Below are 21,121 nucleotides of genomic sequence, written 5' to 3' on the forward strand. Positions count from 1 at the left end.
AGCCCCACGTCATGCCTGACATCACGGTGCAGCGCCACGGCGACCGCTGGGCGATCCTGGAGCCCGGCGCGGAGTCGCCCACGAAGGAGTTCGAGACCCGCGACGCGGCGGAGCAGGCGGCACGGGCGATGGCCGCGGACGGCGAGGTCCACGTCCGCGAGGACGACCCGACCGGCCTCGCTGACGCCCAGGACCACGGGGCCGGCGCGCCCGAAGGCACGCCCGCCGGCGGTCCGACCGGCGTCAGCGGCCGCGAGCGCGCCCGCATCAACCAGGCCGGCCTCTAGGAACGCGAGGCCGTTGCGGCCTCCACGCGGCGCTCGATCTCGGCGTCGTCCGCCTCGTCCTTGGACGACAGCGCGCCCTTGAACTCGCGCAGGCCGCGGCCGAGCGAGCGGCCTGCGTCGGGCAGGCGCTTGGGGCCGAGCACGAGCAGCGCGATGATCGCAACGATGACGATCTCCATCGGTCCGATGCCCATGGGCATGGCGTTACCTCCTTGAGCCGTGTTGAAGAGTGCTGCGCCGCGGAGCGGCGGATGGATCACTGCGACAGCACGATGGCGGTTGTGCTCGGCGCGGATGCATCCATTCCGTTGCCGGACAGCGCGCTCAAACGGCGCCGTTGCCGTCCAGCAAGTTCGTGCTGCGCAGCTGCAAGCGCTCCGCGTCGGCCATCAGCCGGCGCGTCTGCGACTGGGTCTGCTGTGCCTCGGCACGGACGGCGGTCGCCGACTCGAGGAGCGTGACGCGACCGCGCAGGTCCGCGATGTCGCTGGTCACCTCGTCCAGGAGGGTGACGATCTCGCGCTGGGTGTCGACCAGCGCGCGCAGCAACGTGTTGAGATCCTCGTGTCCTTCGGGCACTTGCGTAACCGTACGGGGCCCCGTGGCTCTCCGGTTCACGGGTGTGTCAACGTCACAGGACGTGACCCTCCGCCTCCTTTCGGCCGCCGACGTCGAGCGGCTGCTGCCCCCGGTCGACGCCGTCGACGCCCTTGAAGCGGCGCTGCGAGGGGGGCTGGATCCCGAGCGCGACCCACCGCGCCGGTTCGTGCCGCTCTCCGGCGGCGAGCTGATCATGATGCCGAGCGAGGTCGGACCGAACGTGGCGGTCAAGCTGGTGACGGTCGGCGGCGACCCGCGCATCCAGGGCGTCGTCGTGGTCTTCGACGCGCAGACGCTCGCGCCGACCGCGCTCGCGGACGGCATCGCGGTCACCAACGTCCGCACCGCCGCGGTCTCCGCGCTCGCCGTGCGCCACCTCGCCGCCGAGGACGCCCGCCGTCTGCTGATCTTCGGGCGCGGTCCGCAGGGTCGCGCGCACGCGGAAGCGATCCGCGCGATCCGGCCGATCGAGCACGTCGACCTCGTCGGCCGCGACCACGGCGACGTCGACGACCTGGTCCGGACGGCGGACGTCATCTGCTGCTGCACGACGGCGGCGGCCCCGCTGTTCGACGGCGCGCTGGTCAAGGACACGGCCACGGTCGTCGCGATCGGCAGCCACGACCCCGACCGGCGCGAGACCGACGACGCCCTCGCCGCCCGCGCGACGGTGGTGGTCGAGTCGCGCACGTCGGCGCTGCGCGAGGCCGGCGACGTGATCGGTCCGATCCGCTCCCGGGTGCTGGAGGAGCGCTCGCTCGTGACGCTCGCCGAGCTCGTGAACGGCGCCTCCGTCGATCCGGCCCGCCCGCGTCTGTTCAAGAGCTCCGGGATGTCCTGGGAGGACGCGGTGATCGCGGGCGCGCTCGCGTGATCGAGCGCTACGTCGTCCCGCGCGAGGCGGACGACGCGTTCCTGGCCGACTACGCGGCCGACGCGCCCGCCGGCCACGCGCTCTACCGGGCGCTGCGCGACGACGCGCCGTGCCGGTACGTCAGCGTCCCCGGACCGCCGCGCGACGGCGCGCTGGTGGTCGCCGACGCCGACGATGCGACCTGGCGCACCGCGACCGCCGCCTTCGCCGGACGGCAGGGCTACCTGGGCGCTGAGCGCCACGGACCGGTCGGGATCGCGCACTGGTCCAGCCCGCTCATGTACGCCCGCGCGGTCGACGCACTGGGTGATCTGCTCTCCGGCGCCAGGACCGTTGTGTATGCGCGTGTAATTCCGCTCTAGCGGGGTATGTTGCGCGCGGTGTCGGTTAATCCACTCTTCCAGGTACGTCACGAACGGCGCGACGACGGGGTCGTCGTGATCGCGGGCGGCGAGATCGATCTCGCCACCTCACCGAAGCTGCGCGAGGCGCTGCTGAACCCGGAGGCGCGGGCCGCCTCGGTGGTCCTCGACCTGCGCGAGGTCACGTTCATCGACTCGAGCGGGCTCGGCGTGATCGTCGGCCAGCAGAAGCGCGCGCAAGAGCATGACGAGCGGTTCTCCGTGGCCGTCGGCGGGGCGTCGGCGGTGCAGCGGATCCTGGAGCTGTCGGGGTTGGCGAAGGTGCTCGACATCGTCGCCGAGCCCGCCGAGCGCCTCGCTTAGCCGGCGATGTCCGCCACCGGGAACGCGCGCGCCGCCTTGACCGCCGGCGGGCCGGTCGGGCACGACCTGCTCGCGGTCGACTGGGAGGCGACGCCGCTCGGGCCGCCCGAGCAGTGGCCGCGCAGCCTGGCGAGCATCGTCCAGGTGCTGCTGACGTCGCGTTTCAGCATGTGGATGGCGTGGGGGCCGGAGCTCACGTTCTTCTGCAACGACGCGTACCGGCGCGACACGCTCGGCGACAAGTACCCGTGGGCGCTCGGCCGCCCGGCGCGCGAGGTGTGGGCGGAGATCTGGCCGGACATCGGGCCACGGATCGAGGGCGTCCTCTCCACGGGGCAGGCCACGTGGGACCAGGACCTGCTGCTGTTCCTCGAGCGCAGCGGGTTCGTCGAGGAGACGTACCACACGTTCTCCTACAGCCCGCTCGCCGGTGACGAGGGCGAGATCGAAGGGATGCTGTGCGTCGTCTCGGAGGAGACCGAGCGCGTCATCGGCGCGCGCCAGCTCTCCACGCTGCGCGACCTCAGCGCCGCGATGTCGTCCGCGCGCGACGAGAACGAGGTGCTCGCCTCGGCCGCGGAGCAGCTCGGGACGGACCAGCGCACGCTGCCCTTCACGCTCGTGTACCTCTGGGAGGAGGACGGGAGCGCGCGCCTGGCCGCTCACAGCGGAGCGCCGTTCGCGCCGCCCGACGATACCTGGCCGCTCGCGGCGCTCGTCGACGACGAGCCGCTGCTCGTCGAGGACCTCGAGCGTCTGGCGCCGCCGCTCGGCGCCTGGGACGAGCCTCCGGTCGCGGCGCTGTGCCTGCCGCTCGGCGGCGTCGGCTTCCTCGTCGCGGGCCTCAACCGCTATCGCGCCCTCGACGAGGGCTACCGCGGCTTCCTCGAGCTGGTCGCCGGCCAGATCACCGCCGGCCTCACGAACGTCCGGGCGTACGAGCAGGAGCGGCTGCGGGCGGAGCGCCTGATCGAGCTCGACCAAGCGAAGACCGCGTTCTTCACCAACGTCAGCCATGAGCTGCGCACACCGCTGACGTTGCTGCTCGGGCCGGCCGAGGACGCGCTGGCGGATCCGGAGGACCGGCTCGCCGGCGAGCAGCGCGTCCGCGTTGAGCGGATCCACCGCAACGCGCAGCGCCTGCTCAAGCTGGTCAACACGCTGCTGGACTTCTCGCGGCTGCAGTCCGGGCGCATCAACGCGGCCTACACGCCGATCGACCTCGCCCGCTACACGGCGGAGCTCGCGAGCATGTTCGACTCGGCCTACGAGCGTGCCGGCCTGACGCTCACGGTCGACACCGCGGCGCTCACGGAGCCGGTCCACGTGGACGCGGAGATGTGGGCGAAGATCGTCATGAACCTGCTGTCGAACGCGCTCAAGTTCACGTTCGCGGGCGGCGTGACGGTGCGGCTGCGGGCCCACGAGGGCCGCGCCGAGCTGACCGTCGCCGACACCGGGATCGGCATCGAGGCGGCCGACCAGGAGCGCCTGTTCGAGCGCTTCCACCGCGTCGTCGGCGCACGGTCGCGCAGCCACGAAGGCACCGGCGTCGGGCTGGCGCTGGTCGCCGAGCTCGCCGACCTGCACGGCGGCGAAGCCACCGTCAGCTCCGTACCGGGGGAGGGCTCCACCTTCACCGTCGCGATCCCGTTCGGCTCCGAGCACCTCCCGGCCGACCAGGTGGTCACGCAGCCCTCCGGGCAGACCGAAGCGGAGCGCTACGCCGAGGGCTTCGTCGCGGAAGCGATGCGCTGGCTGTCGCCCGACGACGAGGGCGACGACCACCCGTTCGCCGAGGAACGCCCGCGCGTGCTCGTCGTCGACGACAACGCGGACATGCGCTCCTACATCGCGTCGCTGCTGGACACCCGCTACTCGGTGCAGACCGCACCCGACGGCGCGGTCGCGCTCGAGCTCGCCCGGCGCGAGCCGCCGGAGCTGGTCGTGACCGACGTGATGATGCCCAACCTGGACGGCTTCGGGCTGCTGGCGGGCCTGCAGGCCGACCCGGCGACGACCGACATCCCCGTGATCATGGTCTCCGCCCGCGCGGGCGAGGAAGGCACGATCGAGGGTCTGGAGGCGGGCGCCGACGACTACCTGATCAAGCCGTTCGCCGCGCGCGAGCTGCTCGCGCGCGTGCACGCGAACCTGGAGCTCGACCGTGCCCGCCGCACCCGGGACGCGCTCCGCCGCAGCGGCGACCTGCTCGACCAGGCGCAGCGGCTCGCGCGCGTCGGGAGCTGGGAGCTCGAGCTCGCGACGAACGAGGTCACGGCGTCCGCGGAGTACCTTCGCCAGGTCGGCCTCACCGCCGAGGAGCTGCGCGCGGGCGGGCTGGCACGAGCGTTCGAGAGCGTGCATCCCGATGACCTCGAGCGGGCCGCGAAGTCGATTCAGGACGCCATGGTCAGCGGACGGCTCGAGGTCGAGTTCCGCCTTCAGGCGCCGCAGCAGGGTACGCGCATCATGTACGCGCTCGGCGAGCTCGAGCGCGACGACGAGGGCACCCCGGTGCGGCTGCGCGGCAGCCTGCAGGACATCACGGAGCAGCGCGCCGGGGAGCGCGCGCTCGCGCAGGCCGCGGCGGAGCGGGAGGCGGCGGATCGCGAGCGGCGGATCGCCGACGAGCTCCAGCAGAGCCTGATGCCCGAGCGCACGTTCGACGCCGAGCAGCTCGACGTCGCCGCGTACTACCACGCGGGCGTCGCCGGCACCCAGGTCGGCGGCGACTGGTACGACGTGATCGACCTCGGCGCGGGGCGCACCGGGCTCGTGCTCGGCGACGTGATCGGCCGGGGCGTGCGCGCCGCGGCGGTGATGGGCCAGCTGCGCGCCGCGGTCCGCGCGTACGCCCAGCTCGAGCTCTCGCCCGCCGACGTGCTGGAGATGCTCGACCACGTCGTCGGCCAGCTCGGCGCCGAGCAGATCGTCACCTGCCTGTTCGCGATCTTCGACCCGCGCGACTGCTCGCTCACGTACGCGAACGCCGGCCAGCTCCCGCCGTTGCTGGTGGCGCCGGGCGAAGGCCCGCAACGCCTCGACGGGTCCGCCGGACCTCCGCTCGGCACCGGGTCGCCGCGGTTCACGGAGGCGCGCGCGGACCTGATCGCCGGCTCGCACCTCGCCCTCTACACCGACGGTCTCGTCGAACGGCGGGACCGCGTGATCGACGCCGGCATCGACCGCCTCGGCGCCACGCTCGCCGGCCTCGACGGCCAGTTGCCGATCGAGGCCTATCCCGACGCGCTCGTCCAGGCGCTCGTGCCCGAGGGCAGCGACGACGACGTCGCGCTCCTCGTCGCCCGGGCGCGGCCGGCACCGCCGCAGACGTCGGCGGCCATCGCGCTCGAGGATGACCTGAAGGAGATCCGCCGCGCGCGCGTGTTCACGACCGACGTGCTGCGCGAGTGGGAGTGCCCGGAGCGGCTGATCGACGACGTGCTCCTGATCGCCGGCGAGCTCGTCACGAACGCGATCCTGCACGGCCGCCCGCCGGTCGAGCTGCGTCTGCGTCGTGACCCCGAGCACCTGCGGATCGAGGTCGACGACGGCGGCGCGGCGATCCCGCGCAAGCTCCGGCCGACCGCCAAGGACGATCACGGACGCGGCCTGCAGCTGACCGCCGCGGTGGCGCACCGCTGGGGAACACGCCCGTTGCACGACGGCAAGTCGGTCTGGTGCGAGCTCACGCTCGCGCGCTATGTCCGCTAGGCGGACCGAAGCGACCGTTTACTCATGTAACTTCCCCTTGACTCTCATCCAAGTTCTGAGAGGATTCGGCCCGAAGGGCACCTACTTCTGTGTAAGTACCGGCAGATGATGGGTGTCCGAGCGTCATCCGCGCGTCCATGCCTCGGGAGGGCGGGCACGCGCGGTGAAGGGTCGCCCACATAACAGGAGGAGAAATGGGGAGAAGAAGTTGGGGCCTCGCTCTGGCGAGCTTGGCCTTGGCCGTTCCCGCGACCGCGTCTGCCAAGGAGCAGGCGGTCGAGCCGTACAAGGTGCTGGTCGTGACCAGCACGTCGGACGCCACGAGCGCGGCCGGCATCAGCGCGATCACCAGCGCCGTCGGCGCTGACGGGGTCGTCGAGGCGCCCGCTCCGGCCGAGGTCGGCGCGAAGTTCACGCCCGCCGGCCTGGACGCCTACCGCACGGTCGTGTTCCTGAACACGGGCCAGGCGAGCCCGCTCAACGACGCCCAGCGCGGCGCGTTCGAGGCGTACTACAAGAAGGGCGGCGGCTTCGTCGGCGTCGGCTCCGCGATCGAGACCGACTCGTCCTGGCAGTTCATGACCGACCTGCTCGGCACGCGGTCCTCGGGCAGCGCGCCGGCGCAGAGCGCCACGGTCAAGGTCATCGACCGCGTCCACGACGCGAGCAAGACCCTGCCGCAGTACTGGGATCGCGCCGAGGGTGGTTGGTACAACTTCGCCGCCAACGTGCGCGGCAAGTCGCACGTCCTGGCCTCCGTGGTGGAGGACCCGTTCGGCAAGCAGCCGCAGGGCAAGGTGCTCGACGGGATCTCCGGCGGCACCATGGGCGCCGACCACCCGATCTCGTGGTGCAAGGACTTCAGCTCCGGCCGCTCGTTCTACACGGGCCTCGGCACGAACGCCGCGGCGTTCGACGCCGACCTGACCAAGCACCTCAAGGGCGCCATCGCCTGGGCCGCCGGGCAGAGCGACCCGACCTACAGCGACTGCGGCGCCACGGTGCTGTCGAACTACCAGCAGACCAAGATCGCCGCGCCGCCGAACGTCGGTGAGCCGATCGGCTTCGTCCGCCTCAAGGACGGCCGGATCATCCAGACGCTTCGTTCGGGTCAGGTCCGGATCCACGATCCGGCCAAGGGCACGACCAAGGTCGTCGCCGACTTCCAGGCCGCGTCGACCCCGTCGAAGTTCCGCCTGTACTCGGTGTCCGAGGACGGCCTCTATGGCCCGGGCATCGACAACGACTACGACCAGAACAAGTGGCTGTACCTGTACTACTCGCCGCTGACGGTCACCGACGTCAAGCTCTCGACCGGCCAGGTCGTGACGCAGACGACGCCGATCGCCAACGCCCCGACGACGCCGCAGGCGTCGCTAACGGCCTGGGACCCGTGGGTCGGCTACTTCCAGCTGTCGCGCTTCAAGCTCGTCGAGGACGCCAACGGCGACCTGACGATGGACTTCGACTCCGAGCAGCAGATCATGCGCGTCGCGCAGAACCGCGGCTCCTGCTGCCACGTCGGCGGCGACATCGTCTTCGACAAGGACAACAACCTCATCACCGGCACCGGTGACGACAACGAGGCCGGCGGCGTCAACGGCGGCGGCTTCGGTCCGTTCAACGACCAGATGTCCGACGAGCAGCAGGTCGTGCGCGTCAACGGCGCGACCGGCGGCACGTTCACGCTGACGTTCGACGGCCAGACGACCGCGCCGATCCCGTACGACGCGGCCGGCCCGGCCATCGACGCCGCGCTCGAGGCGCTGTCGAACATCGAGGCGGACGAGATCCAGGTCAGCCCGCTGCCGACGCAGACCGCCCCGAACACGGTCAACACGACCAACATCAACGTGTTCTTCCGCCGCGCCCGCGCGCAGAAGAACCAGCCGCAGCTGACGGTCAACAACGCCGGCCTGCAGGGCGGGGGCACCGCGACCGTGACGACGCAGGTCGAGGGCGGCTACTTCCTGCCGCCGATCGGTGACGCGCGCCGTTCCGCGGCCAACACGAACGACCTCCGCGGCAAGCTCCTGCGGATCAAGCCGAAGTCCGGCGCCATCGCCGCGTCCGACTTCAACAAGGCGGACTACGGCTCGGGCTCGGGCGCGTACACGATCCCGGCCGGCAACCTGTTCCCGCTCGTCGCGGGCGCGCCGCAGGCCAAGACCCGCCCGGAGATCCACTCGATGGGCTTCCGCAACCCGTTCCGCGTCGACGTCGACTCGGACGGCGTGATCTACACGAGCGACTACTCGCCGGACTCCAACACGCCTTCGCGTGGCCGTGGTCCCGCGGGCGTCGGCCGCTACGAGATCGTCCGCAAGCCGTCCAACTACGGCTGGCCGACGTGCTACTCGAGCAAGCTCGGCTACTGGGAGTGGGAGTTCAGCGAGTTCGCCGCCGGCACCACGACCGCCGGCCGCATCCCGGTGACGGGCGCCAAGGCGATCGAGTGCGGTGGCGCGACGCAGAAGAACACGTCGCGCTGGGTGCGCGACGGCGGTCCGTCCGTCGAGCCGGGTCTGCAGGACCTGCCCCCGGTCACCGACCCGGACATCTGGTACTCGTACCAGGACAACCCGAACGCCACGCGTCCGGTCGGCATCGGCACGCCGTGCCAGGAGTACACGAACCCGACCGTCGGCACGCCGGCGCCGGGCTCGAGCAGCGAGTGCCCGCGGCTGTTCCCGGAGCTCTTCGACGGCGGCGTCGCGCCGCACGGCATGAGCAAGTACGAGTTCGACGCGAGCAACCCGAGCACGGTGAAGTTCCCGCCGTACTACGACGACTCGGTCATCGTGGGCGAGTTCGGCCGCAACACCATGCGCGAGATCAAGCTCGACGGTGACAACCACATCCAGAAGGTCAACAACTTCCTGGACTGCGGTCAGGTCAACCCGCTCAACCCGCCGATGTTCGAGTGCGACGCGCCGATGGACATGGCGTGGGGCTCGGACGGCGCGTTCTACCTGCTGACGTACGGCAACGGCTTCTTCACGGCCAACTTCGACGCCGGCATGTACAAGTGGGAGTACGTCAAGGGCGCTCGCGCGCCCAAGGCCGTGCTCTCCGCCGACAAGACCGACGGTGGCGTGCCGCTGACGGTCAACTTCTCGAGCGCCGGCTCGCTCGACCAGGATCCGGGCGACTCGATCCGCTACGAGTGGGACTTCGGCGACGGCTCGCCGATCTCCGAGGAGGCCAACCCGGCGCACACGTTCACCAAGGCCGGCGCCTACACCGTCGTGCTGTCCGTGATCGACTCGACGGGCAAGAAGACCTCGACCTCCACGCTCATCACCGCCGGCAACACCGCTCCGGTGATCAACATCGTGACCCCGGTCGAGGGCGGCACGTTCCAGTTCGGCGACAAGATCCCGTACTCGGTGGAGATCACCGACGCCGAGGACAAGGTCATCGACTGCAAGGACGTCGAGGTCGAGTTCATCCTCGGCCATGACGAGCACGGCCACGGCGAGGAGGAGAAGCTCGGCTGCAACGGCTTCCTCCAGACCCTCGAGGAGGACGTGTTCCACGGCGGCAACGTGTTCGGCGTGATCAGCGCGGTCTACACCGACAAGGGCAACGGTGCCGCCCCCGGCATCACCGTGACCAAGCAGGTCAAGATCCGCCAGCGCAAGCAGGAGGTCGAGCACGCGACGTTCACCAACGGCGTGCTGGCCACGTCCACGAACGACGTGGGCGGCGGTCTGCACATGTTCAGCCTGGGCAACGCGGACTTCATCCGCCTGAACGGGCCGTTCAACCTCAAGAACGTCAACGGCATCACGTTCCGCTACGCGGACGCGACCGCCGGCCGTGCCCCGGGCTCCGCGCTCGGCAACGTCGTGCTGCGCACGGGTTCCCAGACGGGCCCGGTCGTCGGCACGTTCGCGCTGACGGCGACGGGCACCACGGTCGCCACCGAGCCGATCTGGAAGAGCATGACGTTCCCGCTCTCGCTCGAGGGCCAGAACGAGCTGTTCCTGACGTTCAGCGCCAACAACGTGATGCTCCTCAACTGGGTGCAGTTCGAGGGCGAGGGCATCACGGTCGTCAAGTCGCCGCCCGCCACCGGCACCGTCGGCGGCTCGGTCCCCGCGACCCTGGCCCTCTCGCTGGGCGCGCCGGCCTCGTTCGGCACGTTCAAGCCGGGCGTGCCCGCCGAGTACACGGCGACCACCGACGCCACGGTCATCTCGACCGCGGGTGACGCGACGCTCACCGTCGCCGACCCGAGCCCGACGAACACGGGCAAGCTGGTCAACGGCGCCTTCGCGCTGGCTCAGCCGCTCCAGGGGCTGGGCGTCGTGAAGACGTGGACCGCACCGACCTCCAACGAGAAGGTGCCGGTCACGTTCAAGCAGGCCATCGGCGCCAACGACCCGCTGCGCACGGGCTCGTACAGCAAGACGCTCACCTTCACGCTGTCGACCACGACGCCGTAAGGAACCGCGTTCTCGAAGCCGCCGTGGTGCTTTCGGGCACCGCGGCGGCTTCGCCGTTCAACCCCGCTCGTAGACCTCCGCGGCCGCCGCGTGGAAGCCGGGCGGCCAGCCCGTCGCCTCGAACGTCGTCGCGATCTCGCGCATCTCGCCCGCCCACCGCCAGCCCTTGGCCTCGGCGGCGGCCTGGGCGCGTTCGAGCCGGCCCGACAGCTCGGGTTGGGAGTCGTCCCACTCGGCGTGGAGGTCGTTGTCCACGCCCAGCTCGGTCGCCGCGCCTTCGATGGCGAGGAGCAGCGCCGCGCTGCCCTTGGTCCAGGCGGCGTAGAGCATCTTCAGCGCGGAGGCGGAGCAGGGGCCGCCTTCGAGGACGCGGGCGTCGACGGTCGTGCCGGCGAACAGCGCGGCCACCTCCGCCGCGCGGGTGCCACTGAGGAACAGGCGTGGGGCGGAGGGCGAGCCGATGATGCCGCCGTCGACGTAGTGGGGCACGGCGATCCGCGCCGCGGTGCCCGGGGCGATGGCGTTGGCGTCGACGTATAGGCCGGCGAAGTCCGCGGCGGCCGCGGCCACCTCCAGCGCGCGGTCGGGTGGGCAGATCGAGAGGACGACCTCGGCGCGCGTGAGCAGGTCGGCGCCCGCGTCGGTGAAGCGGGCGGCGCGCGCGGCGGTGTCCTGCGAGCGGCCGCGGCCGTCCCAGAGGACCTCGTGGCCGGCGCTGAGCAGCGCGGTGCCGATGGCGGCGCCCATCGCGCCGGGGTGCAGGATGCCGACGCGCTTCATGGGGCCGGACGATACGCCGTGTCCAGGCCGAGAGGGCGCACCGCCGACAAGGCGTTCACACGCTCGGCGAAGTACTCGCGGATCCAGTCGAAGGCCTCGGGCCCGAGGGGGAGGTGCAGCGGCGGCTCGTCCCGCGTGACCGCGGCGAGGATCGCGGCGGCACCCCGGGCGGGATCGTTGGGCTGGCGGCCGTGGCCGGCCTCGAGCGCCGCGCGTGGCGGCCCGATGACCTCGGCGTAGTCGGGCAGCGGCGTGCTCCAGCGCAACCCCGCTCCGCCGAACGCGGTCCGGAACGGGCCCGGCTGGACGATCGTCACGCGGATGCCGAGATGCCGCACCTCCCCGGCGAGGGCGACGGACGCCGCCTCCAGCGCTGCCTTCGGGCCCGCGTAGGCCGCGCCGCCCGGGCCGGAGGTCACGCCCACCACCGACGACAGCTGCACGATCCGCCCGAACCGGCGGGAGCGCATCCCGGGAAGCAGCGCGCGGGTCAGGGTGAGCGGCCCGAGCAGGTTGACCTCGAAGGCGTCGCGCAGCTCCGCGTCGGTGAGCTCCTCGAACGCCCCGAGCAGCCCGAAGCCCGCGTTGTTGACGAGGACGTCAACGTCGCCGGCGGCCGCCGCGGCCGCGCGGATCGACTCGGGGTCACGGAGGTCCAGGTGCAGGTCACCGCCTCCGGCGCGCGTCGTCGCCACCACCTCGTGCCCCGCCGCGCGCGCCACCGTCGCCAGCGCCGCGCCGAAGCCGCTGCTCGTGCCCGTGATCATCCATCGCATCCGCAAATTTCTACCATGATGGTAACTTTACGTTCGTGGAATCTCTGCGCGAGCGCAAGAAGGCCGCGACCCGGCAGGCCATCTCGGACGTGGCCACACGTCTGTTCGAGCGGCACGGGTTCGAGGCCGTCACGCTCGCGCAGGTCGCCGCGGCGGCGAACGTGGCGCCGAAGACGATCTGGAACTACTTCGGCAGCAAGGAGGAGCTGTTCTTCGACGCGGAGCCGGCCGTGCTCGAACGTCTCGTCGCCGCGGTCGCGGCGGGGGAGTCGCTGCGCCCCCTGCTCGACCGTCCGGTGCTCGCCGGCCCGTGCACGTGGGCGGACCTCGACGGCCCGCTGCTCGAAGGCATCCGCGGGTTCCTGGCGTGCGAGCGCGCGTCCCCGACGCTGCGGGCACGGCGCACAACGCTCACCCACGGGTGGGGCAAGCCGCTCGGCGCAGCCGCCGGCGGGCAGGTCCGCGGCGCGCTGCTGGCCGCCGTGATCCTGCTCCGCCACGAGACCGTGGCCGAGGCGGTTCTGGAGGAGCTCCCGGCCGAAGCGGTGCGCCGGCGCGTCTCAGCAGTCCTCGACGACGCGCTCGACGTGATTGGATGAGGCCCGTGGCCGACCTCGACTTCCGTGCGTTCGACGCACTCACCTTCGACTGCTACGGGACGATGATCGACTGGGAGAGCGGCATCCTCGCCGCGCTCCGGCCGGTCCTGGAGGCGCACGGCGCGAGCCGTGACGACGAGGAGCTCCTGGAGCGGTTCGCGCACCACGAGGCGGCGCTGGAAGCCGGCCCGTACCTGCGCTACCGGCAGGTGCTCGCGGGCGCGCTGCGGGGCATCGGGACCGACCTCGGGTTCGAGCCGACCGCGGCCGAGCAGGAGGCGTTCGGCGGCTCGGTCGTCGACTGGCCGGCGTTCGCGGACAGCCCGGCGGCGCTCGCCGCGCTCGAGGAGCGCTTCAAGCTGGGCGTGATCACCAACTGCGACGACGACCTGTTCGCGGCCTCGAACGCGAAGCTCGGGGTCGACTTCGACCACGTGATCACCGCGCAGCAGGCCGAGGGCTACAAGCCGCGGATCGAGAACTTCGAGTTCGCGTTCGCGCGCATCGACGTGCCGCGCGAGCGGATCCTGCACGTCGCGCAGAGCCTGTTCCACGACCACGTGCCCGCGAAGGCGCTCGGCCTGACGACCGTGTGGATCGACCGCCGGGCGGGGCGCGCGGGCGGCGGGGCGACGCCGCCCGCCGCGGCCGTGCCGGACGCGACGTTTCCTGACCTCGCGCGTTTCGCGCAGGCCGCCACCGCGTAGATGACGCCTGTGGCCTACGAGTCCCTCTACACCCACGGGTTCGCGCGCGTGGCCGCGGCGGTCCCGCACGTCAAGCCCGCCGACCCGGCGTTCAACGTCGAGCGCACGCTCGAGCTGTACCGCCGCGCCGCCGCCGAGCGCGCGTCGCTCGCCGTCTTCCCCGAGCTCGGGCTCTCCGCCTACGCGATCGACGACCTCTTGCACCAGGCCGCGCTCAACGACGCGGTCGAGCGCGCGCTGGAGCAGGTCGTCGAGGCGAGCCGGGAGCTGCTGCCGGTCGTCATCGTCGGCGGCCCGCTGCGCGCCCAGGGCGGGCTGTTCAACTGCGGCTTCGTCATCCACCGCGGCCGCATCCTCGGCGTCGTCCCCAAGAGCTACCTGCCGGAGTACCGCGAGTACTACGAGGAGCGCCAGTTCCGCGCCGCCCGCGAGTTCATCGGCTACGAGGTCGAGGTGCTCGGGCAGAAGGTGCCGTTCGGCAACGACCTGATCTTCGACGCGCGTGACGTGCGCGGGCTCTCGATCAACGTCGAGATCTGCGAGGACCTGTGGACGCCGCTGCCGCCGTCCACGTACGGCGCGATGGCCGGCGCGACGATCCTGGCGAACCTGTCGGCCTCCAACATCACGGTCGGCAAGTCCGACTTCCGCCACACGCTCGTCGGCGGCCAGTCCGCCCGCTGCATCGCCGCCTACATCTACACGGCGGCCGGCCGTGGCGAGTCCACGACCGACCTCGCCTGGGACGGCCAGGCGATGATCTACGAGAACGGGGACCTGGTCGCCGAGGCCGAGCGCTTCGCCGACGACGAGCAGCTGCTCATCACCGACGTGGACCTGGACCGCATGCTGTCGGACCGCTCGAGCACGAACTCGTTCGGCGACACGATGCACGACCACAAGGACCGGATCGAGTCCTTCCGCCACGTCGAGTTCGAGCTCGGCGCGGGGGAGGAGCGCACGCCGCTCAAGCGCCGGATCGAGCGCTTCCCGTACGTGCCCGCCGAGCCCGCCACGCGGGACCTGCGCTGCTACGAGGTCTACAACATCCAGGTCCGCGGGATCGAGACCCGGATGCGCGCCACCGGCATCGAGAAGGCCGTGATCGGCGTCTCCGGCGGCCTGGACTCCACGCACGCGCTGATCGTGCTCGCCCGCGCGATGGACCGGCTCGGCCTCCCGCGCGAGAACATCCTGGCCTACACGCTGCCCGGCTTCGCCACGAGCGACCACACCAAGGGCAACGCGTGGAAGCTGATGGAGGCCCTCGGCGTCACCGCCAAGGAGATCGACATCACGCCGTCCTCCGAGCAGATGCTCAAGGACCTCGAGCACCCGTACAGCCGCGGCGAGAAGGTCTACGACATCACGTTCGAGAACGTGCAGGCCGGCGAGCGCACGTCGCACCTGTTCCGGCTCGCGAACTACCTCGGCGGCCTCGTGATCGGCACGGGCGACCTGTCGGAGCTCGCACTCGGCTGGGCGACCTACGGCGTCGGCGACCAGATGTCCCACTACGCCGTCAACGCGTCCGTTCCGAAGACGCTGATCAGCTTCATGCTGCGCTGGGTGATCGACACCGAGCAGTTCGAGCCTGAGGTCAACGAGGTCCTGCAGTCGGTGCTGGACACGGAGATCTCGCCGGAGCTGATCCCGGGCGAGGGCGACAAGCCGACGTCGGACACCGAGAGCAAGGTCGGCCCGTACGAGCTGCAGGACTTCTTCCTGTTCTACATCCTGCGCTTCGGCTACCGGCCGAGCAAGGTCGCGTTCATGGCCGAGCACGCCTGGGGCGACCGGGACCGCGGCCCGTGGCTGGACCTGATCCCCGACGCCAAGCGCAACGAGTACGCGCGCGAGGACGTCAAGCAGTGGCTCGAGGTCTTCCTCGACCGCTTCTTCCGCATCAGCCAGTTCAAGCGCACCGCGATCCCGAACTCGCCCAAGGTGGGCTCCGGCGGATCGCTCTCCCCGCGCGGCGACTGGCGCGCGCCGAGCGACTCCACGGGCGCCGCCTGGCTCGACGAGCTGCGCCGTAACGTGCCGTGAGCACCAACTGGGCCGGCAACGTGACCTACCGGGCGGCGCGGCTGCACGAGCCGCGCACGCTCGACGAGCTGCGCGCCGTGGTGGCCGCCGCGCCGTCCATCCGCGCGCTCGGCTCACGGCACACGTTCAACGCGATCGCGGACGCCGACGAGCAGGTGTCCGTCCGCGGGCTGCCGGCGGACGTCGTCCTCGACGAGGACGCGGTCACCTTCAACGCCGGGCTGACGTACGGCGAGCTCGCCCAGCAGCTGGACGGCCGGGCGCTGCACAACCTCGGCTCGTTGCCGCACATCACCGTCGCCGGCGCGATCGCCACGGCGACGCACGGCTCCGGCACCGGCAACCTCGCCACGGCGGTGCGCGCGCTGGAGCTGGTGACGAGCACGGGGGAGCTGGTGACGGCGCGCCGCGGCGACCCGGACTTCGACGGCATGGTCGTGCACCTCGGCCGGCTCGGCGTGCTCACGCGGCTGACGCTCGACACGGAGCCGTTCTACGAGGTCGGCCAGCGCGTCTTCGAAGGGCTGAGCTGGGATGCGCTCCTCGAGCACTTCGACGCGATCCTGTCCGCCACCTACAGCGTCAGCGTGTTCACGCGCTGGGACGCGGTCGACATGGTCTGGTTGAAGGCGCGCGGCACGCCGCCCGAGACGCTCTACGACGCGCGGCCCGCGACGGTCGACCGCCACCCGATCATCGAGCTGGACCCGGTCAACTGCACCGCGCAGCTCGGCCGGCCCGGGCCGTGGTGGGACCGGCTGCCGCACTTCCGGATGGGGTTCACGCCCAGCCACGGCGCCGAGATCCAGGCCGAGTACGTCCTGCCCCGCGAGCACGCCGTGCACGCGATCCAGGCACTGCGCGCGCTGACCGTGCCCCATCTGCTCGTCAGCGAGATCCGCACCATCTCCGCCGACGCGCTGTGGATGAGCACGGCCTACGAGCGCGACTCGGTCGCCTTCCACTTCACGTTCGAGCGCGTGCCGATCGAGGGCGTGCTGCGCGACGTCGAGGCGGCGCTCGCGCCGTTCGAACCGCGCCCGCACCCGGGCAAGGCCCACCTGCAGCCCGGCACCTACCCACGCGCGGACGACTTCGCGCGGCTCGCCGAGCGGCTGGACCCGCGCGGTGCCTTTCGTGTCACAGAACCGAGGTGAGCGCGTTAGGTAGGGCAGATGGCCCGTACCGACGAGCAGCTCATGGCCGCCACCCGGCGCGGCGACGCCGACGCCTTCGGTGAGCTGTTCGCGCGCCACCGCGCGCTCGTGCTCGCGTACCTGGTGCGACGGGCGACGCGCGAGGACTCGGCGGACCTGCTGGCCGAGACGTTCGCGGCGGCGCTGATCGCCGTGCACGACGGCCGCTGGCCGCGCGGGACGACCGCCGCGCCGTGGCTCCTGACGATCGCGCGGCACAAGCTCGTCGACGCGCACCGCCGCGGCCGGGTGGAGGACGGTGCTCGCCGGCGGCTCGCGCTCGAGCGGGTCGAGCCCGACTATGAGGAGGTCGAGGCCGTCGGCCTGGACGTCGAAGCCGCGCTGGCCACCCTGCCGCCCGCCGACCGCGCGGCCCTGCGCGCCCGCGTGGTCGACGAGCGGCCGTACGAGGACATCGCGAGCGAGCTGCAGTCCACCGAGCCGGCCGTGCGCCAGCGCGTCTCGCGCGCCCTGCGCCGGCTCCGCACCGACCTGGAGAGGCAACGATGAGCCGTCGCGACGACGATCAGGGTCCGGCGACCTCGCGCGCCGGTGACGAGCACGCGGGCGGCGGCGCACCGCGCGGCTCCCTCGACGCCCTCCAGGCGCGGCTGGTCGCCGCCAGCCGTGAGCTCACGCGCGCCCGCCGCCGCCGGGCGCGCCGCCGGGGCGCCGTGTGCGCGGCGCTCATCGTCCTCGTCACGCCGCCCGCGCTGGCCGCGACCGGTGTGTGGCGCCCGACGCTCGGCGACGGCGAAGGGCCGGCGCCCGCGATCTCCGCCGACGCGCCGCCGCCGGACCAGCTCGCGACTCTCGGCGTGCTGCGCCGCGCGCAGACCGAGGCCGATCGCGGCGTCGCCACGCGCTACGCCCTGAAGTTCGTCGACAGCCCGTCGCTGAAGGGCGTGCGGACGGACAGCATCCGGCTGCTCGCGCAGTCCGACCAGGACCGCGGCGTCGTGCTCGTGCCGGTCGAGCGCTACGAGCGCCGGCTGCCGGGCGACATCCCGGAGGAGCTGCGGCGACGGGTCGAGCGGACGATCCACGACGCGCTGTGCGTCTACCAGCTCGACTCGGTCGACGGGGCCGGCGCCGCCTGCTACTCGACCGCGGACGTCAAGGAGGGGCGCGCGTGGGGGATGCTCGGACACCGCGCGCTGTGGATCGTCCCCGACGGCGTGACCACCGTGCGCACCGAGTACGCCCGTCGCGACCCGATCGTCGCGCCCGTGCGTGACAACGCCGCGATCTTCACCGCGCCGGAGGGCCCTGCCGAGGAACGCCGCACGACGTGGCTGGACGCGGACGGCAAGGCCGTGCGCGTGATCGAGCGAGCCCTCGGCGGCGCCACCGGGGCACCGCCGCTCGCCCCGCGCGCCGCGGGCGCCACGCATACCGGGGTCGTCACGCGGGTCGGCCGCATCGGCCAAGGGCTGGACGCGGGCTACGAGCTGGTGCTGCGCATGCGGCGGCCCGGGTTCTACGTGGTGCTGGAACGGCCCGCGTGCGCCGGCAAGACCCGCGTGCGCGGCTTCGCCGGGACGACCTCGCGCGAGATGCGGATGCCGATCACGCCGTCGTTCGGCGACTTCGGGAACGAGCGGTGGTGCCCCGGCGTCTACCGCGGGATCGTCCGCGTCCCGCGGGCGCGCAAGCCCGCCGGGACGTTCAGCTTCCGCGTGCGCTGATCAGGCGGGCTGTGGCTCGGGCTCGTCGACCACCGGCGACTCCGGTGGCGGCTCGTCCTTGACGTAGTCGAGCACGACGGACACGACGCCCGCCAGCGGGACGGCGAGGAACACGCCGACGATCCCGCCGAGGATGCCGCCGGCGGCGAGCGCGATGACGATCACGGCGGGGTGCAGGTGCACCGTGCGGCCCATCAGGATCGGGTACAGCAGGTGGCCCTCGACCTGCTGGACGATGATGATCGCCCCGAGGACGAGCGCGGCGTCGAGCAGGCCGCCGGAGACGAGCGCGATCAGGACGGCCACCAGGCCGGCCAGGAACGCGCCGATCAGCGGCACGAACGCCGCGAAGAACGTGATCACCATGATCGGGACCACGAGCGGGACGCCGATGATCAGCAGCGCGAGGCCGATCAGGATCGCGTCGACGAGGCCGACGAGCGCGATCCCGCGCACGTAGCCGGCGAGCGCGGCGTACACGCGGGTGCCGAGCTCGTTGGCGTGCTCGCGGCTGCGCCTGCCGGTGAAGCTCAGGGTCCAGCCCCACATGCGGGGGCCGTCCTTGAGGAAGAAGAACGTGAGCAGCACGGTCACGATCAAGCCGGTGAGGACCTCACCGAGGACCACGGCTCCGCTCGACAGCCCGCGCGCCAGCGGGCCGCTGTTCTCGCGCAGGCGCGCGATGCCCTCGTCGACGGTGTCGCGGATCTCGCGCTCGCTGAGGTTGAACGGCGGGTCGGCGAGGTAGTCGGTCGCCTGGCGCAGGCCGTCCTCGGCACGCGGACGCAACTCGGTGAACTGGTCGCCGATCGACGGTGCGATCGCCGTGCCGATGGCGATCAGCAGGAGGAAGGCGCCGACCAGGGCGGCGGCGGCCGCGAGCGCGTCAGGCGCGCCGCGGGCTTTCAAGAAGCGCACCACCGGCAGCAGCAGCGTGCTGATCAGCAGTGCGAGGATGATCGGCAGGACGACGACGCGCAGATGCACGAGCGCGTACACGAGCACCGTCGCCGCGGCGACGATGACGAGGAAGCGCCAGCTCGCCGCTGCCGCAGTGCGGTACCACTGCGGCAGCTGCTCGCCGTCCTGCCGCACGCGTTAGTGGTGCGCGGTCCGGCTGGGGTGGTTGCTCGAGCCGCGGACCATCCGCAGGACGAGCAGCACGAGCATGGTGCCAACCACAGCACCGATGATCCCGCCCAGGTCGAACTTGTCGTCGTCGCCGATGCCGAGAGCGTACGTGAACAGCGCCCAGCCCACCAGTGCACCCACGATGCCGACGATCACGGTGCCGACGAAGCCCATTGAATCCTTGCCCGGCAGCAGTGCCCGGCCGATGTACCCCGCGATGATGCCGATCACGATGGCCGCGATCAGTTCTCCGATCATGGTGTCCCTTCCTGGGTGACGTTGACGAAAGCCCTGCTACCCACGGCAATGACGCGGCGGTGCCAAACCGTCATCCGGATGACGGTGCAGTCAGCCGGATGCGACGCGGACTGAAATCCGCGGGACGGGGTAGAGCACGGGCGCCAATGCCGAAGACCTCGCTCTCCACTTCACCGCTGTCCTTCCGGGGATCGGCCCGCTACAGCCTCGGTGTCGAGGAGGAGCTGATCGCCGTGGACCCGCGCACGCTGATGCCGTGCGGCGGGACCGAGCGCCTGCTGGCACGCGCCGGGCTCGCCCCCGAGCACGTCACCGGTGAGGTGACCGACGGGGTGCTCGAGCTGCGCACGCCGGTGTGCGACGAGGCGGGCGAGGCGGTCGGCATCCTCGCCGGGCTGCGCGGCGAGCTCGCGGAGATCACGCCGCTCGTGGGCGCGGGTGTGCACCCGCTCGCGCGCTTCTCCGACGTCGCGCTGCGCGGTGGTGAGCGCTACGAGCTGATCGGCAGCACGCTGCGCTCGCTGATGCGGCAGACCGCGCACTGCGGCGTGCACGTGCACGTCGGCATGCCCGACGGCGAGACCGCGGTCCGCGCCGCCAACGGCATGCGCGGATGGATCCCGCTGCTGCAGGCGCTCGGCGCGAACTCGCCCTACTGGTACGGGCAGGACTCCGGGCTGGCCAGCGCGCGGTCGGTCATCTGCAACTCGCTCCCGCGGTCCGGCATCCCGCGCGCGTTCGCCGACTACGCCGACTACGCCGCCACCGTCGAGGAGCTGCGCGCGCTCGGCGAGTGCCCGGACGACTCGTACCTGTGGTGGGACCTGCGCCCGCACCCGCGGCTGGGCACGCTCGAGATCCGCGCGCTCGACGCGCAGTCCTCGGTCGAGGACCTGGTCGCGCTGGTCGCGCTCATCCACTGCCTGGCGGTCCATGAGGCGAGCAGCCCCGCCCGCCGCGTGCCCGGGCCGGAGGCGCTGCGCGAGCTGAGCTTCCGCGCGACGCGCGACGGGCTGGACGCGCGGCTGCTGCTCAACGGCTCGCTGCGACCGGTGCGCGAGGTCGCTCATCATGCGGTCGGGATCGCCGGCGCCTACGCCGCCGACCTCGGCTGCTGGGACGAGCTGATGCTGGTGCACCGGCTGCTCGAGCGTGGCAACGGGGCGGCGCGGCAGCGACGCAACGCCGCGCTCGGCGGCCCCGCGGAGATGCTGCGCGAGCTCGTCCAGGAGACCGTCAGCACCGTGACGGAGCCCATGGAGGTCGCCGCGGCCGCTGGGTAG

Annotated in this window: 19 protein-coding genes; 13 read left to right on the forward strand and 6 right to left on the reverse strand. The window is 72.0% G+C overall.

What is annotated here, in order from left to right:
* The first annotated feature begins 11 nt into the window (after positions 1 to 11).
* Positions 12 to 287, forward strand: a complete 276-nt coding sequence (locus C8N24_RS20690; RefSeq protein ID WP_121253685.1) for a DUF2188 domain-containing protein — start codon at positions 12 to 14, stop codon at positions 285 to 287.
* Here the strand turns inward: C8N24_RS20690 and C8N24_RS20695 are convergent.
* Complete coding sequence (locus C8N24_RS20695) at positions 284 to 547, reverse strand: Sec-independent protein translocase subunit TatA/TatB (protein ID WP_245971941.1); 264 nt, start codon at positions 545 to 547, stop codon at positions 284 to 286. The genes C8N24_RS20690 and C8N24_RS20695 overlap by 4 nt on opposite strands.
* 64 nt (positions 548 to 611) lie before the next feature.
* Positions 612 to 866, reverse strand: coding sequence for a hypothetical protein (locus tag C8N24_RS34155; RefSeq protein ID WP_170179241.1), 255 nt, complete (start codon positions 864 to 866; stop codon positions 612 to 614).
* Between the two features lie 61 nt (positions 867 to 927).
* On the opposite strand from C8N24_RS34155, the gene C8N24_RS20700 reads away from it, so the two are divergent.
* The 5 genes from C8N24_RS20700 to C8N24_RS20720 all read left to right on the forward strand — a co-directional run bounded on the left by C8N24_RS20700 (position 928) and on the right by C8N24_RS20720 (position 10,654).
* The gene (locus tag C8N24_RS20700) at positions 928 to 1,761 is read left to right on the forward strand and encodes an ornithine cyclodeaminase family protein (RefSeq protein WP_211340074.1); all 834 of its coding nucleotides are present in this window, start codon (positions 928 to 930) and stop codon (positions 1,759 to 1,761) included.
* Positions 1,758 to 2,123: a hypothetical protein gene (locus C8N24_RS20705; RefSeq protein ID WP_121253691.1), complete on the forward strand. Its 366-nt coding sequence runs from the start codon at positions 1,758 to 1,760 to the stop codon at positions 2,121 to 2,123. Before C8N24_RS20700 ends, C8N24_RS20705 begins: the two co-directional genes overlap by 4 nt.
* A gap of 6 nt (positions 2,124 to 2,129) precedes the next feature.
* Positions 2,130 to 2,486, forward strand: a complete 357-nt coding sequence (locus C8N24_RS20710; RefSeq protein ID WP_121253693.1) for an STAS domain-containing protein — start codon at positions 2,130 to 2,132, stop codon at positions 2,484 to 2,486.
* Positions 2,487 to 2,492: 6 nt separating this feature from the next.
* Complete coding sequence (locus tag C8N24_RS20715) at positions 2,493 to 6,203, forward strand: SpoIIE family protein phosphatase (protein WP_121253695.1); 3,711 nt, start codon at positions 2,493 to 2,495, stop codon at positions 6,201 to 6,203.
* A gap of 236 nt (positions 6,204 to 6,439) precedes the next feature.
* Positions 6,440 to 10,654 carry a ThuA domain-containing protein gene (locus C8N24_RS20720; protein ID WP_170179276.1) on the forward strand — a complete coding sequence of 1,405 codons (4,215 nt, stop codon included), beginning with the start codon at positions 6,440 to 6,442 and terminating at the stop codon, positions 10,652 to 10,654.
* Between the two features lie 57 nt (positions 10,655 to 10,711).
* Here C8N24_RS20720 and C8N24_RS20725 read toward each other — a convergent pair whose 3' ends face one another.
* Positions 10,712 to 11,434, reverse strand: a complete 723-nt coding sequence (locus C8N24_RS20725; protein ID WP_121253699.1) for an NAD(P)-dependent oxidoreductase — start codon at positions 11,432 to 11,434, stop codon at positions 10,712 to 10,714.
* Positions 11,431 to 12,210, reverse strand: a complete 780-nt coding sequence (locus C8N24_RS20730) for an SDR family NAD(P)-dependent oxidoreductase (protein ID WP_211340075.1) — start codon at positions 12,208 to 12,210, stop codon at positions 11,431 to 11,433. The genes C8N24_RS20725 and C8N24_RS20730 overlap by 4 nt, the downstream gene beginning before the upstream one ends.
* A gap of 35 nt (positions 12,211 to 12,245) precedes the next feature.
* Here C8N24_RS20730 and C8N24_RS20735 point away from each other — a divergent pair, with 35 nt between their 5' ends.
* From C8N24_RS20735 to C8N24_RS20760, 6 genes are read left to right on the forward strand one after another with little or no spacing between them, the layout of a single operon-like run.
* Complete coding sequence (locus tag C8N24_RS20735; protein ID WP_170179277.1) at positions 12,246 to 12,809, forward strand: TetR/AcrR family transcriptional regulator; 564 nt, start codon at positions 12,246 to 12,248, stop codon at positions 12,807 to 12,809.
* Between the two features lie 5 nt (positions 12,810 to 12,814).
* Positions 12,815 to 13,516, forward strand: a complete 702-nt coding sequence (locus tag C8N24_RS20740; RefSeq protein ID WP_211340076.1) for a haloacid dehalogenase type II — start codon at positions 12,815 to 12,817, stop codon at positions 13,514 to 13,516.
* On the forward strand, positions 13,517 to 15,565 hold the full coding sequence (locus C8N24_RS20745) for an NAD(+) synthase (protein ID WP_121253707.1): 2,049 nt from the start codon (positions 13,517 to 13,519) through the stop codon (positions 15,563 to 15,565).
* A complete protein-coding gene (locus C8N24_RS20750) occupies positions 15,562 to 16,722 on the forward strand; it encodes an FAD-binding protein (protein ID WP_121253708.1) in 1,161 nt (386 codons plus the stop codon). Before C8N24_RS20745 ends, C8N24_RS20750 begins: the two co-directional genes overlap by 4 nt.
* Before the next feature lie 18 nt (positions 16,723 to 16,740).
* Positions 16,741 to 17,271: an RNA polymerase sigma factor gene (locus tag C8N24_RS20755; RefSeq protein WP_121253710.1), complete on the forward strand. Its 531-nt coding sequence runs from the start codon at positions 16,741 to 16,743 to the stop codon at positions 17,269 to 17,271.
* On the forward strand, positions 17,268 to 18,449 hold the full coding sequence (locus C8N24_RS20760; protein WP_121253712.1) for a hypothetical protein: 1,182 nt from the start codon (positions 17,268 to 17,270) through the stop codon (positions 18,447 to 18,449). Before C8N24_RS20755 ends, C8N24_RS20760 begins: the two co-directional genes overlap by 4 nt.
* Here the strand turns inward: C8N24_RS20760 and C8N24_RS20765 are convergent, their stop codons facing one another.
* Both C8N24_RS20765 and C8N24_RS20770 read right to left on the reverse strand, forming a co-directional pair.
* Entirely contained in the window at positions 18,450 to 19,544 is a 1,095-nt protein-coding gene (locus tag C8N24_RS20765; RefSeq protein WP_121253714.1) for an AI-2E family transporter, read from the reverse strand.
* A gap of 3 nt (positions 19,545 to 19,547) precedes the next feature.
* Positions 19,548 to 19,838 carry a GlsB/YeaQ/YmgE family stress response membrane protein gene (locus C8N24_RS20770; protein WP_245971942.1) on the reverse strand — a complete coding sequence of 97 codons (291 nt, stop codon included), beginning with the start codon at positions 19,836 to 19,838 and terminating at the stop codon, positions 19,548 to 19,550.
* A gap of 146 nt (positions 19,839 to 19,984) precedes the next feature.
* On the opposite strand from C8N24_RS20770, the gene C8N24_RS20775 reads away from it, so the two are divergent.
* Positions 19,985 to 21,121 carry a carboxylate-amine ligase gene (locus C8N24_RS20775; protein WP_170179278.1) on the forward strand — a complete coding sequence of 379 codons (1,137 nt, stop codon included), beginning with the start codon at positions 19,985 to 19,987 and terminating at the stop codon, positions 21,119 to 21,121.

Source organism: Solirubrobacter pauli, from assembly GCF_003633755.1.
Lineage (GTDB): Bacteria > Actinomycetota > Thermoleophilia > Solirubrobacterales > Solirubrobacteraceae > Solirubrobacter > Solirubrobacter pauli.